The organism is Streptomyces sp. NPDC005794 (assembly GCF_042871445.1).
In the GTDB taxonomy this organism is placed as follows: domain Bacteria; phylum Actinomycetota; class Actinomycetes; order Streptomycetales; family Streptomycetaceae; genus Streptomyces.
This window is the reverse complement of record NZ_JBIAIN010000020.1, coordinates 25,675-39,918: the sequence shown is the minus strand read 5'-3', so window position 1 is coordinate 39,918 and position 14,244 is coordinate 25,675. Positions and strand designations below refer to the sequence as shown.

Sequence of the window (14,244 nt, the reverse complement as noted above, 5' to 3'; positions counted from 1 at the left end):
TCCTCGGCTGTCACGAAAGGGGCGACTGGGGAACGCGGGCGCGAGGCCGGATGACTTCTCCGCTGTGGTCCAGGGGGTGTGCGGTGACCCCGGCGATCCGGGCCAGCACCCGGCCGTCACCGGTCGCGGCGGTCAGGTCCCCGGTGGCGTAGTCGCAGTGCAGCCGGATGGCCGGATGGTCCGCGCTGAGCCGACAGTCGTTGCCCGGCCCGCCGAGATCGACTTCGTCGAGGCCGGCCATCGGGCCCACCGACGGCGGGCTGTCACCGCGCGGCGGCAGCAACAACAGGTGCACCATCGCGTCCAGCAGGATCGTCGGCACGGTCATCCCGGCCAGGGCCGGAGCCCAGGCGGCGTGGTCCAGCCCGAACCTGGCGCTGTTCCCGTCCGGGCCGCGGGCGTAGTCGCTGGTGCCGGCGAACGGGCCGGTGAGCGAGATCGGCGGATCGGGGGAGTAGACCGGCATCGCGAAATCGGGTTCGGGCTCGTAGGACGAGCAGTCGGGAGGGCCGGCGAGCGCGGGGTAGCGATCCGCCAGCAGGACCTTCGTCTCGCACAGCAGGTCGTTGAAGCGCAGCACCTTGCCGTTCTTGCCGAGCCGGTGGGCCGTCATCCTGACGGACACCTCGGCGCGGTCGCGCTCGCGGCTGGTGACCCGGGCCTCCACTGCGACGGTGCGCAACGGTCCGCCGAGCCTGACCGTGATCGACGTCCGGCAGGAGAGGCCGCGGAACCCGGTGACCACGAGACCGGGGCACAGGGCCGCGGCCGCGCCGGCCGCTGCCTCCAGGGTGAACGTACCGGGCAGTGTGTACTCGCCGTTGACCCGGTGGTGGCGCATCCACCGGCCGTCCTGCTCGGCCAGCGTGAGCGGATCCCAGGTCTTGGTGAAGACGGCCCAGTCCTCGCCGCGGTACTGGACACCGTCGAGCAGTGGCGTCGTCAGTTCCGGATCCGGCGGAGCGGCCGGTGGCGCGTCCGGGGCGGGGACACGCGGATCGGCGGCGGCCCCGTAGGTGCTGATCCCGCGCAGGGCCAGCAGGCGGCGTTCTTCCTCCCGGATGAAGAACGACACCCCGCCGGCCGGTGGCCGGGTCACGGCGGACAGGAACTGTGCCTGTCCCTGCGCGGTGCTGATGTAGGCGTCCATCTGGTTGCGCTTGAGGGTCTCGCGCATGCTGACGCTGCTGGCGACACCGACCTCCCGCCAGCCGCTCCACAGGACCGCGACCTCCCGGTGGCCGTCCGGGCCCTGCCGCTGGGCCTGGGCGCTGGCGTACGCGAGGTACTCGTTGACGGCGCAGTAGTCGATGTCACCGGGCGCGGGGGCGAGGGTGGCGAGGGTGCTGAAGTTGCACCAGATCCGGGGAGGACGACCGGCCAGGGCCCGCTTGAGATTGCGGTAGCCGGTCGCCTTGGTGGTCCGGACCGCCCGGAAATCGGTCAGGGTCTTGGCGTGCAGCGCACGCGACCGCAGGTCGAGGACGGTGTTGACGAGCAGGTCGATCTGTCCGTGCCGGGCGAGGACCTCGGTGAGGACGGCGGTGGTGCGCTCGGCGTCCAGGATGTCGCACGTCCGGTGGTGCACACGGTCCTGGCCGCACAGCTCCGCCAGCCGTTCCACCGTACGGTGCACTTCCAGGCGCGCCTCGGCCTTCTCGTACGCGGCTCGCAGCTCGCGCACCGACGCGTCGGGGCGCCTGCGGCGTTCGGCGGCCATGAACGCGGCCTGCGGGGGCAGTGCGTCGCCGGTCTCCGGCAGCGGGGTGCGGCCTATGACGTACACGTGCGGCCGTTCGCTGGTGCGGGCGAGGGCGTGGAGGAGCTCGGGCGTGATTCCCCGGGCGCCGCCGAAGGCGACCACGACCGCGCCGGGCGGCAGCGTGGCCTCTCCCGCGGGGGGCGGTGTCGCGTGGTCGTCGGCGACGGCCAGGGTCAGCCAGCCGTCCGCGCGGTGGACAAGCGTGTGCGTCGGTACCTGGGCCGAGCCCGCGCGCGCGAGCTGGTCCAGGGCGGTGGCGGCGTCCGGTGCGTCGCTGAGCAGGGTCACCCCGCCGCACTGCGGGACCTCGGCCCGGACGGATCGGATGAGGCCGGTGAACAGGCCGCTCAGCGGGGGTGGCAGGTCGTGCGGCACCTCTCCGAGCAGGACCGCGCTGAGCGAGCCGCCGGTGCGCAGCGCGGGCAGTGCCGCCTGGAGGGTGGTGAACGTGAGGTCCTGGAGATCTTCCAGCCGGGTGGCCTCGGCCTCGTCACCCAAGTCGTCGTGGGCGGGCAGCCGGGACATGACCCGGATGTGACGGGGGACGAACGGCAGGCCGGCCAGGGCCCCGGGAGCCTCCTCGGCCGGTACATGGTCGGCGGCCCCGACGCCCGCTCGCGGCGACCAGACGGCGATGTCCGGGCCGGTGACCGCAGCCGCGAGATCCGGGGCGTCGGTGAGGACGATGCTGCCCGGCGGGATCGGCGCCGTGCCCGATTCTCCGGGCGGCGGGGCCGTCGGGACGAGCCGGAAGGTCTGGCGTCGGCCGGTGAACTCCTCCGTTCGTCCGGGCGCGGCGGGCACCGGTCCGGTCCTCGCGGGGTGACTCGTTTCCGTGCGTACGGACTCCTCCGGCCCGGTACGTACGGCGGCCTCCGGGGAGTTGCGGGGCCGGTCGTCGGAGGGCGGGGTGAACCGGATCGGCGGTGATCCGGCGGCGGCGGGCGTCACCACGGTGTCCGTCGCGGTGACGACGCCCTTGAGGACCGCCAGCAGGGCGTCCAGTGACAGATAGGTGTGTCCGGCGCCGGCCAGCACGGGCAGGGCGTGCGCGGGCGTGGCCGGGTGTCCGGGACCGGCACCATCGATCGCGGTGGAGAGCGTGCCCAGGACGGGCAGGCGGTGCTCCAGCGCGGTCGAGCGCCGGGTGACCGCCAGCACGGCGGCACCTTCGGCGATGGACCGGCCCTCCGGCACCAGACCGTCGAGGTAGCGGTCCCAGCCGCTGATCGGCCGCAGGCATACGGCTCCGACGAGGGCCAGATCGCAGGCCCGGTGCCGGAGCTGGCGCAGGGCCAGGTCGACAGCCGTGTGTGTGGAGTCCCGCTGGGAGTAGAGGCTGGCTCCCATGGCCTGGAAGTCGTAGTAGTTGGCAGCCCGGCCCGACAGGATGCAGGAGACCGCGCCGGTGAAGTCGTCCTCGTTCAGGTCGCCGGGGATCACCCCCTTCGCCTCGGCCATCCCCTTCGCCAGGTACTCCCTCAGCGTCCGCGCCTGTACCGGGTCGGGCAGGATGTCGAACGTGGTGGCGGCCTCGCGGGCGTGCACCCGCAGCGCGGCCTGGGTGTTGTGCGTGGTCGGCAGCGTCGATCCCACCATCACCGCGGTGGTGGGCCGCAGGCTGGTGCCCGGCTCCCCGAGCTGGTCCAGCAGCGGGCCGAGGGCCTCGAGCATCATCAGGTGGGCGGCGTCCATGTGGCGCATCGTCAGCGGCGGGATGCGCACGTCCCGTGGGGACGGCAGGGGGTACGGCGTACCGAAGCCGGATTCCGGGAGCGGGCCGTCACCGGCCAGCCAGGCGGGCACTCGGGCGGCGTCCAGACCGGGCAGGTGGGTGTTCCAGCCCACGACGACCAGGTCCTCGGTGTCGGCGGCCGCGTCGCCTCCGCGCCTGAGCACGGGGGCGGCCCGCGGCACGCGGTCGGACAGGACCACGTGCGCGTCCGCTCCGCCGAGGCCGAACGACGACACCCCGACCACGCGCGGTCGTGCCTCGTCCGCCGGCCAGGGCGCGTCCTTGACCGGAACGGTCAGGTGAGTGCCGTCACCCAGCAGCGGATGCGGGTCGGTGACCACGGGCTGACCGGGAACCGCTCCGCGTTCCAGGGCGACCAGCGCGTGCGCGACGGACACCAGGCCCGCCAGCACGCCGGTGTGCCCGAAGACCTGCTTGTTCGACGTCAGGAGACACGCCCGCTCACGCGGCCCCAGCCGGGAGAGCAGCGAGCGCAGTTCGATCTCGTCGCCCACCGGCGTGCCGGTGCCGTGCGCCACGACCCAGTCCACGTCGTCGGCCTCGACGCCCGCGTCCGCCCAGGCCCGGGCGATCGCCAGCTCCTGCCCGCGCGTGGCCGGAGCGTGAATGCCCTTGCCCCGGCCGTCGGCGGCGAGACCGGTGCCCCGGATGACACCGAGTACCGGGTCGCCGTCGGCCACGGCCCGCGCGTACGTCTTGAGGGTGAGCACGATGGCGCCCTCACCGATCAGGGTGCCGTCGGCCGCTTGGTCGAAGGGGCGCACCCTGCCGCTCATCGAGATGCCCTGGGCGCGGCAGAAGAGCGTGAACCCGATCGGCTCGATCACCGAGGTCCCACCGGCCAGCGCCACGTCGCAGGAGCCTTCGCGCAGTGCCTTGACCGCGGCGTCCACGGCGAACAGCCCACTCGCACAGGCCGCGTCGAGGGTCAGATGCTGGGAACCGGCGGGGATCAGCCCGCGCAGCGCGTCGCGGGAGACGGACGCGGGCAGGTACGCCTTCGGATCCCCGCCGTCGCCGCCGTAGTGCGCGCTGAGCGCGTGGTCGGCCAGCTCGGCCAGCCAGTCACCGTCCGCGTCGGCCGGGACGGCGTCGCGCACCATCCGCCGGTACTCGTCACCCAGGACGACACCCTGGGGGCCGAGCCCGGTCTGGTCGTGGATACCGGTGGTCGCGGCGAGCCACCGGTCCGTCGCGCGTCGGTTCACGCCTGCCAGCGCCTGGACGGCGCAGTGGCGCAGCCAGCGGGTGGTCCGCGGCCAGCCGGGGTGGTCGGCGTTCCCGTCCGGTTCGGCGATCGAGGCAGGGTCCGGGACGAAGTCGTGGAGGTAACCGGCCTCGCGGACGTAGAAGGCGTCGGTCTCCTCACGGGTGGGGGCCCAGAAGTGTTTCAGGTCGAAGGCGGACGGTTCGCTGGAGAGCAGGACGCCCTCCCGCAGCCGGTCCCAGAACTCGGCCGTGTTGTTCGCGCCGGGCAGGGCCAGGCCGAGACCGACCACCGCGACGGCGCCGGGATCCGTCTCCTGTGCTCCGTCCGGCGCTCCGTCCGGCGCTCCGTCCGGCGCTCCGTCCGGCGCGGGGGCAACTGCCGGTGGTGCAGGCGCCGGCGCGGACGCTGCGGGCGCCGGTGGGGGTGTCGGTGCGGCCGCCGGTGGGGGTGTCGGCAGGGCAGCGGCCGCCGCGGGGGACGGCTCCGGTGTACGTACCGGAACGGGGGCCGTCGGCCGCTCGGGGGCGGGCCGGTGAGCCTCCGACGGCGCCGTCACCGCCGCCGAGGGGGCCGGTTGGCGCCGGGCGGGCCCACTCACCTGGTCCGCGAGCCTGCTGTGCAGCCGCATGCCCTGCATCCCGCCGATGCTGATTCCGCCGTCGGCGACGATGGTCTGCCCGGTGATGAAGGCGGTGTCCTCATGCAGGAGATGGCAGATCAACTTGGCGGCGTCCGGCGTCGAGAGGGTACGGCGCATCAGCTCGCTGGTCCCCGCCGGGTCGGTGTGCACCGCCGCCGGGTCGTCGAGATTGACGACGATCTCGCTGTCGACGGAGCCCAGCAGCAGCGTGTTGACCCGGACGCCCTGGCCGGCCAGTTCGAGCGCCAGATAGCGGACCAGGGACTCCAGGGCAGCCTTGGTGACCCCGCCGGGGCCGTAACCCGGAACCGGCTGGTGTGCCCCGACGCTGGACAGGCAGAGGATGCTCGCCCCCTCTCTGCCCTTCATCAGCTCGGCCGCCCGGCGCGAACAGTGGTAGGCGCCCATCACATTGGTGGACCACGCCCGCTGCCAGTAGGTGTCGTCGATGTCGAACAGAGGCAGGAAGGCCCCGCCCGCGGCGTTGTTGACCAGGATGTCCAGGCCGCCGTGGCGCTCCTGGACCAGGTCGAACATCCGGTCGATCTCGCTGGTCTTGGCCACCGAGGCACGGATGAACTCGCAGCTGTGACCAGCCCGCTCCAGCTCGGCCCGCAGCAGCTCCGCCTGCTCGACCGAGTGGAAGTAGTTGACGATCACATGGGCGCCGCCCTGTGCCAGGCGGCGGACGATGTCCGCGCCGAGGCTCTTCGCGGCTCCGGTCACCAGTGCGACCCGGCCTCGCAGGCTGTCTGTGGAGGTCATCGCCCGGCAGCCTCCGCCCGCGTCTGTACGACGGTCTCCGCGATCCGGCGCAGGGTGCCGACGGTCAGCAGGGAGGAGTTCGCCCGCAGATCGGGCAGGTCGAACCGGTCGGACACCCGCCCCAGCAGGACGACCTGCTTGAGCGACTCCACACCCAGTTCGGACTCCAGACCGTCGTCCTCACCGAGGAGGTCCGGCGGATAACCGAGGAAGTCCCCGTACAGCGTCTGCAACTCGGCCAGCACCGACTCGTAGTCCAATCCGACGGACGTGGGTGTGGTGGCGGGGGCTGCGGCGACCACGGGCGGGGCAACGGCGACGGGTGCGACCGGCACCGCGGCCGCGGTCACCGAAGAGGCGACGGGGGCCACATAGGACACGGGGGCCGCCGGTACGGACACACCGGGCAGCGGAACGGCTGCGGGGAGCACCGGAACCGGCTCGGCCGCCACGGGCACGCTCACCTGCGCGGCAGGACCGTGTCCGTTGCTCGACGGCGCCGGCACGCCGGAGCGGAACGGGCCGCCCGCGGCGGACTCGGTGACCAGCGCCCGGACGGCTTCGGCCGGATCGCTCTCGCTCAGCGGGACGACACACCGCACGCCCGGGACCGACGCCTCGACGAACTTGGTGACGACGGGCCACTCCCCGCACTCCACGAAGGCGTCGGCGCCCGCCGCGTGCAGGTCGCGGATCGTGTGCAGCATCCGGACGCGGGCGGTGAGCGCGCCGGCGACCAGGTCGACCGGGTCGTCGTCGCCGATGTCCCGCCCCAGCCAGGGGGAGCACACTCGCCAGCGTCCGGCCCCGTACGGAACGCGGGGCGCGCTCGCCCGCAGGTCGCGCGCGGCCTGCGCCATGGCCGGGGAGTGGGTCGGATGCGGGACGCCCAGAGGGAAACTTGGCCAGCCCAGTGCGTCGGCCACCCGCCCCACCTGCTCGATCAGCGCTTCGGGGCCGCTGATGACGCTCTGCCGGGGGGCGTTCTCGCAGGCGAGTACCAGGTGGGGATGGTTGATCAGCCCGGCGAGCGACTCCGCCCTGAGGCCGTCCACCCCGACCGCCAGCATCTTTCCGTCCCAGCTCTGCCGGGTCAGTACCTGGGACCGGGCGACGGCCAGGCGCGCGGCGTCCTCCACGGACAGGTGTCCCGCAGCGGCCAGGGCCCACAGCTCCCCGATGCTCTGCCCGACGATGGCGACGGGCCGGGCCCCTTCGGCGATCAGCATGTGGTGCGTCGCGATGCTGACCGCGAAGATCTCCAGATACTGCACCTCCGGGCCGCGCTGGTCGCTCGTCCCGTTGTGCTCGATCAGCCGCGCACTGATATTGGGCAGCCCCATTTCCCGGGCCGCTTTATCGATGCGGGAAAGTGTTTCACGTACGGTCTCGTAACGGTTGTGTAAATCACACAGAATTCCGCCGCGTGGGGCGGCCACCGTACCGGGCATGACAAAGACAGTATTCACCACGTGCATCACCCTCATCTCTGTCCCGACCGCAGGCGAATTCGCATGGCTGACCGGGGTCGTGAAACGCACACGACGGCGCGACGAAGCATGTCCCTTGCATGGTTACACCCGGGCGGTGGGCGAGAATAAATGCATCCCTGGCCGCCCCTCGTTGATTGCCATTCCTGTGAATGTGTGATTCCCGAACCGAATCTCTCCTGCTGAACGGGGTTGCCATTTGAAGATAGCGGCGCGCCTCCCGGGGGGTCAACGATCAACTTTCGGCCTAAAGTGATTGCGCCCACCATTTTCCAATCATGTAACAGTGGAAGGCGATTGCGCTCTTGCCGTCAGGTGGGACGCGTGTTAGTCGCGGCCGGTCATTTGGTGCGTTAGCCTCCACAGTGCCCCGCTTTGATCCGGTGTGATCGAGGCCCTCAAACATCATTCCGCCGGGAATTCGATCCAATTTTGACGAGCCTGCTTGGCCGAGACCGGACGCCTGGTCCCGGGTGTCAAGAGTTTCGGTCGGCTCGCCTACGCGGACACAATGTTTGATCGGTATTTGTTTAGACTTGTCCCGTAACTACCGGTTACAGGTGAGATGATCTTGCTGTGGCTGGTGTGATCACGGCGTCGGAGCCGTCCTGGATAGCCCCGTTCACCGGGCTGAGCCCGCGTATCTTCCGCAAGTTGGTGAGCGTTTTCAGCGTTGCCTCTCCAGGGCGAGGACGGCCTTGGCGATTGACGTCATGCGGTCCGGGCTGATCCGGGGATCTTCGGAAGATTCGCCAGACTTCAGCAGTGCCATGACTCGTTCGACGGGTGCCCTGGACATGGCCAGTGCCCGGTTGACCGTCTGCTGTGTAGGGGACAACTGCCCCGCCGGGCGGCTGTCTGCGCCCGGTGGTGACCCAGGAGCCGGCGCCCTGGTAGGCGCGGTCGGCCAATACGGGCACGCCTGGCGTTCGCAGATCCGGATAATCCGGTGGGTGCGGGCCGCGGTCAGGTCGTGGCACCGGCCTGGCAGGGCCGGAGAGATCCACAGCGCCTGTCCGGCCGGGCCGGTCACGACCTGCACGTTCACGCCGTGGCGACGATGCTTGTACGAGTAGTCGGCGAGCGTCCCGTCGAGCAGCACGTACTCCGGTTCGTGCTCGCGCAGGACCTTCAGCAGGCCGGGCGCCCGGGCGGCCAGGAGGTCGACCACCGCGGTGGTGTAGGCGTGGGCGGTGCCGACCGAGATGCCGAAGCCGGCGGCCGCTATCTGGGCCAGGGTGTCGTGCTTGCGCAGGTACGCCAGACCGACAAGCGCGCGTTGGCGCGGCGGGAGCTTGCAGCGGCGGTCACCTTCGCGGGTGAGCATGGTGACCCACTCGACCAGCGCATGAGGCAGGTCGAGTGCGGCAGGACAGTAGGCCAACGAGGCACCCGCGCTGATGAGTCGAGACTTCGAACATCTCTCTCAACGGCACAGGTGCCTCGTGCGTTGCGCCCACCCAGCCGTCACCCCATCGGTGGGCCCTCTGAAAACGCTCAGTGAAGAAGAGCCGAAGGGATAAGGGACGGCACCGGATCTGTGAACGGGAAGGACGGGCCGCGTTCCCGTCGGGCGGGACGTGGAAATCCGGAGTCCGTGGAAGGTGCCGTCGCGGAGCGTCGTGGAGAGCACGTCGCCCCGTTGCCCCGCTCGGGTCCGCGATCAGTTGTGCTCCTCGTCGATGGTGACGGCGACCCCGTCCTCGACCTTGACGACGACAGCGACGCTGCCCTTCTTGGCCGCGGCTTCGAGGTCTTCCTCGGTGCAGGGCGTGACGGTCTCCGCGTCACCGCAGATCCAGCCGGCGCCGTTGATGACGGTGCCGGTGGCGGTGAAGAACGCACGCTCGTTACCGTCGCGGCTGAGGGAGTACTTGCCCGGCGCCATGTAACCGAGCGTGCCGGAGAAGAGCCCCGACTTCTCGCCCTCGCCCATACCGTTGCCGCTGTCGGTGTGGTCCTCGATGATGCTGACAGCGACTCCGTCCTTGACGTCGACCGTCGCTCCGAACCCCTTCTTGGCCGCGGCTTCGAGCTCCTCCTCGGTGCACGGCGTGGCGGCCTGGCCGTCCGCGTCACCGCAGATCTTGCCCGCGCCCTCGATGTCGGTGTCCTCCGAGGTGAAGAACGCCTGCTCCGCGCCGTTCGCGTCCGTGACGGTGTATTTGCCGGGGGCGAGGTAGGAGACCGTGCCGACCCACTTGCCCGACACCGTGCCGCTCTTCGAGCCCCTCTCGCCCGACGGGGACTCGCTGCCGGCACCGGTGCCGCTCCCGCCGTCGTCGGACTTCCCCTTGGCGGCCGAGTCAGAGACCGTGGCCCCGGCCGACTTGCCGCCGTCCACCGCGTCCTCCCCCTGACAGGCGGTCAGCAACATCGTCGTGGCCACCAGAGCCGCTGCGGCGAGGACGGACTTGCGGCGGTGCGTGCGAAGCATAGTGGGGCTCCCCCTGCTGATGGTGATGTGGCCGGGCCGGACTGGTCATTCCGGCTGGCCTCTGCCTTGTCGATCACCATCCTGAACGGTGCACGCCCCCCTGCGGAAGCGCGGTTACGGTGTCATGACACTCCTGTGGGGATCACGGGACCCCGCTTCCACGTCCCCGAACCCATGCGGCACAGCCGCCTCTTCTGCGTCGCCGCTTGAAGTCCTGGGGGATCTTCCGCTGGTCCCGATACCGCCCCAACCGCATGACGTCAATCGCCGAAGCCGCCCTCGCCCTGGAGAGACAACGCTGAAAGCACTCAGTGAACCTCTTTCATCCTCTATAGCCGCAGGTCAGTAGGGTATGAACGGTCTGGACGACGGTGCCGATACGGCGGGTGGAGCATCTTGCTCGCCGGAGCAGTCGCCAGGACTTCAGCTGCGCGAAGGCGCGTTCACCCGGAGCTCTCAGCCGGGCGTGGTTCCGGTTGAACTCCTGGTAGTGCTCGGGCTGTTCGCGGTGGTGGTAGTACGGGGTGCGGAAGGTGGCGCCGGCGCCCTGGTAGGCGCGGTCGGTGAGGACGAGGATCTGCCGGGTGAGGCAGGCTTGGACGATGCCGTGGGCGCGGGCCGCGGTCAGGTTGTGGGTGCGTCCTGGCGTGGCTCGGGAGAACCAGAGCGGTGTGCCGTCAGGTCGGGCGATGACCTGCACGTTCATGCCGTGCTTGCGGTGCTTTTGCGAGTAGTACGGCTCGTCCGCGCGGATTCGGTCGGTGGGGATCAGGGTGCCGTCGACGATGACGTGAGGTCGATGTCGACTTCGCAGCCGACGGGAGCGAAATCTTCGACCTCTGGCGGCTGCGCTGGTATGGGCTGAGCCTGCCCGAGCCTCTTGACGTCACGGATCAGGACCTACGGACCGCGGTGCGGTCCCTGCAACCGCTCTGACCGAGGTGCGACCGGGGTGGTTCAGCCTCGCCAACTGATGGCTTGAGAAAGATCATGGACGCGATCCTCTACGCCGACCGGACCGGAATTCCCTGGCGTTATCTGCCCCACGACTTCGCTCCGTGGGAGACCGTCTACGGGTACTTCGCCGCCTGGCAGAAGGACGCGGTCTTCGACCATCTCAACGGCCTGCTCCGACGCCTCGTCCGCGAAGCCGGAGGCCGTGACGCCGAGCCGAGCGCCTGCGTGCTCGACGCCCAGAGCATCAAGACCTCAGCTGACGTGCCTGCGGCAGGTCAGGGCATCGACACAGGCAGGAAGATCGCAGGCCGCAAACGCCACATCGGCGTCGACACACTCGGCCTTCTCCTGGCCGTGCTGGTTACGGCCGCCGGCGTCTCCGACAATGCCGGTGGCATTCATGTGCTTTCGGGCATCGCCGCTGACCACCCGCGCAACACCAAAGCGTGGGTCGACAACGGCTACCGGACCAAAGCCATCGACCATGGTGCCCGCCTCGGCATTGATGTGGACGTCACTCGCCGCGATCCCGCCCAGATGGGCTTCAAGGTGATTCCGCGGCGCTGGGTTGTCGAGCGGACCTTCGGCTGGCTCATGCGTCACCGCCGCCTGGCCCGCGACTACGAGGCCCTCCCTCACCGCCCCGAGGCCATGGTCCACCTCGCCATGATCGACCTCATGAGCCGTACGCTCACTCGCGAATCGACCCCGAACTGGCGCCACGTGCGACCACGGTGTAAAGCACTGTCACGAGCTCGCCGGCCTATGCCGCAATACGCTGAATCGCTGGCCCACTACATCGACGCAATCATGCAGATGCGGCGTTGGTAGGCCGGCATGCTCACGCATCAGGGAAATGGCCTGCATGTTTCGACCGGCCGAGACGAGGCTGTCCACCTCCTGGCGGACCTCCGCGGACAGCCGGCCCCACAAGGCGTTCTCCATACCTGCATTGAATCCCGTGCCACCCTCTCGAGCGACCGTGACCTACTCAGCTTCGCCGCCTTATCAAACGTCCCTGGCGGAACAAGACGCTCTTTGACTCTCACTACCATCGACACCAAACCGAGAGGTCGCACCTTGATTCCTCACGCCTCGTCAAAGGCCTCGAGCAAGCGCTCGTACGCCAGCTTCGGCCGCAGGGCCGCGTCCCACGGCAGGGAATCGGCCGTGCGCGGAGGATAGGTCTTGGTGTCGGCGGTGGAACCGTACCGGTCGGTGAATCCCCATGTGGAGAACGATGTGCAGTTCGGCTCCTCCAGGCAGACCCGCAGCTTGCCCGCCATCTCATCAGCCTGGGTCTGCCGCCCGTCCTCCTCGTCCTCACCTATGGGGACGTCCATCTCCGACACCCGCGCATGAACCCCGAGCTCCGCCAGATCCCGCACATGGCTGCGGAAGGTCTCCGGGTCGATGCGGTCGCCGGGTGCGTACTCATGGTTCTGGAAACCCACGCCGTCGATCGGTACGCCGCGTTCCTTGAGCCGCTTGACCAGATCGTAAAGGGCGTCCCACCGCTCGCCTTCCTCCTCGACCCCGTACTCGTTGAGGAACAGCCGTGCCTTCGGATCGGCCCGGTGGGCGGCCCTGAACGCCTCGTCGATGTACTCCTCGCCCATGGCCTCGAACCACGGGCTCTGCTCGGAGCGCAGACCGAGATCCCCGTTGGTGTAGCTCTTCTCGTCGTCGGACATGGGCTCGTTGACCACATCCCATTCCGCGACCTTTCCCTTGAAGTGCCCGGCGACCATGGCGATGTGCCGGAGCATGGTCCTGCGCACCTCCTCGGGGTCGTCGTCCTCCCGCATCCAGTTGGGCAGAGCCTCGTGCCAGACGAGGGTGTGCGCGTGCACCTTCATGTCGTTTGCGCGGGCGAAGCGTACGAGTAGGTCCGCGTCGCGGAAGTCGTAGACGCCCCGGCGTGGGTGGAGGAACTGTGGCTTGAACGCGTTCTCCGGAGTGAGCATGGAGAACTGGCTCCCCGCGAGCGCCCGGTAGCGTGAGTCGGTGAGCAGCGGGTTCTCGGCCAGGGCGGCGCCGACGTCGAACGGCCGCCCCACGTCTGCGGCCCGCGCACGCAGCGAGTCGTCGGACTGCTCCTGGCGTAGCTGCGGCGCCTTGATCACGCGGAGCGAGTCCCCGCTCTCTGCCCGCGCGATCAGCTGCGTCAGACGCCATCCCTCGCGGCGCTCGTCTTCGCCCGCGTCCGCCTCCAGACCGAACCAGACAGTGCCCTCGGCGAACACCCCCGGGTCCTGCACGGTTCCCAGCCGCCGCCCGTCGGCTTTCACGCGGAAGGTGTCACCGATGCTCGACACGGCGAGCGTCACCGTCCCGGAACAGCCGCAGTCGAAATCCTTGGAGGTGGCCGGCTCATCGCCCTCGCCGTCCCATATCTGTACCTTCACTTGTCCGTCAGCGGTCACGCCGACGCGGAGTGAGGGCCGCTCCTGCCGCCACTCGTCGTAGATGACCGGTACACGTCCGTACAGCCGCAGCCATGAGTCGCCGTCATCGTCACCCACACCGGACATGCGCGCGGTGACGGTGAAGTCGCCATCGGACCTGAGATGCGGGCCGGCCAAGTTCAGCGAGGGGTTGGGCTGGCCGCCGGAGGAGTCCTGCTCCACGATGTGCCGATCCAATGCGCTGACCCGCAGGATGTCGTTCCGCGCGGTGGTGCCCGGCATCTGCGTCCAGTCGTGGTTCCGCAGCAGGTCTTCGTCGTTTCCGCCGCCCGCGCCTTCGCCCCGCCCCGTACACCCGGCCGCCACCGCCATGACGAGCGCCACGACGGTCAGTCGCTGCCACGTCCCCCCACCAAGGTCCATGGTCTCTCCCACTCTCTTGTTCGAGACGAGATCAACGTCTCGAAACCGGGCCACAGTTCATCACACGTGAGGTAGGGCGGCCTTGTGTGGCACGTCCCAGCTCGTGTGGCGGAGCGGGCCCGGATCGTTGCGGCCTGCGCGGAAGGCGCATCAAACACGCGTGTGCCAACGGACTTCAGGGCATCCACGGAGACGGTACGCAAGTACGCTCACTGTTCGCTGACCGGCGGATGGGGGGACTGGCGGACGAGCCGCAGCCGGGCCGTTGAATCCCACGTGCCACCCTCTCGAGCGACCGTGACCTACTCAACTTCGCCGCCTTATCAAACGCCCCTGGCGAAAAAACGCTCTTTAAGAGGGCATTTGATCTAGGCGTATTGCGCTGTATGCCCTAGT

The 14,244-nt window shown here is 69.7% G+C and carries 5 protein-coding genes and 4 pseudogenes; 2 read left to right on the top strand and 7 right to left on the bottom strand.

Annotated features, from left to right (window positions below; translation table 11 throughout):
* Positions 1 to 10: 10 nt before the first annotated feature.
* Positions 11 to 6,133: an SDR family oxidoreductase gene (locus tag ACFYQ5_RS28015; RefSeq protein ID WP_389201515.1), complete on the bottom strand. Its 6,123-nt coding sequence runs from the start codon at positions 6,131 to 6,133 to the stop codon at positions 11 to 13.
* The gene (locus tag ACFYQ5_RS28010; RefSeq protein WP_389201513.1) at positions 6,130 to 7,584 is read right to left on the bottom strand and encodes an acyltransferase domain-containing protein; all 1,455 of its coding nucleotides are present in this window, start codon (positions 7,582 to 7,584) and stop codon (positions 6,130 to 6,132) included. Before ACFYQ5_RS28010 ends, ACFYQ5_RS28015 begins: the two co-directional genes overlap by 4 nt.
* Positions 7,585 to 8,199: 615 nt before the next feature.
* Here ACFYQ5_RS28010 and ACFYQ5_RS28005 point away from each other — a divergent pair.
* A pseudogene (locus ACFYQ5_RS28005) lies at positions 8,200 to 8,331 on the top strand (IS5/IS1182 family transposase); the annotation flags it as partial.
* On the opposite strand, the gene ACFYQ5_RS28000 reads toward ACFYQ5_RS28005, so the two are convergent.
* From ACFYQ5_RS28000 to ACFYQ5_RS27985, 4 genes and pseudogenes are all read right to left on the bottom strand, one after another.
* A complete protein-coding gene (locus tag ACFYQ5_RS28000; RefSeq protein ID WP_389201671.1) occupies positions 8,291 to 8,794 on the bottom strand; it encodes a transposase family protein in 504 nt (167 codons plus the stop codon). The pseudogene ACFYQ5_RS28005 and the gene ACFYQ5_RS28000 sit on opposite strands and share 41 nt — an antisense overlap.
* Positions 8,777 to 8,950 (bottom strand): annotated as a pseudogene (locus tag ACFYQ5_RS27995) (transposase family protein); the annotation flags it as partial. The gene ACFYQ5_RS28000 and the pseudogene ACFYQ5_RS27995, both read right to left, overlap by 18 nt.
* Positions 8,951 to 9,286: 336 nt before the next feature.
* Complete coding sequence (locus tag ACFYQ5_RS27990; RefSeq protein WP_389201512.1) at positions 9,287 to 10,060, bottom strand: hypothetical protein; 774 nt, start codon at positions 10,058 to 10,060, stop codon at positions 9,287 to 9,289.
* A gap of 322 nt (positions 10,061 to 10,382) precedes the next feature.
* Positions 10,383 to 10,853, bottom strand: a pseudogene (locus ACFYQ5_RS27985) (transposase family protein); the annotation flags it as partial.
* A gap of 173 nt (positions 10,854 to 11,026) precedes the next feature.
* Between ACFYQ5_RS27985 and ACFYQ5_RS27980 the strand changes: the two are divergent.
* Positions 11,027 to 11,737, top strand: a pseudogene (locus ACFYQ5_RS27980) (IS5 family transposase); the annotation flags it as partial.
* A gap of 368 nt (positions 11,738 to 12,105) precedes the next feature.
* Here the strand turns inward: ACFYQ5_RS27980 and ACFYQ5_RS27975 are convergent.
* The gene (locus ACFYQ5_RS27975; RefSeq protein ID WP_389201511.1) at positions 12,106 to 13,848 is read right to left on the bottom strand and encodes an endo-1,4-beta-xylanase; all 1,743 of its coding nucleotides are present in this window, start codon (positions 13,846 to 13,848) and stop codon (positions 12,106 to 12,108) included.
* Positions 13,849 to 14,244 lie beyond the last annotated feature (396 nt).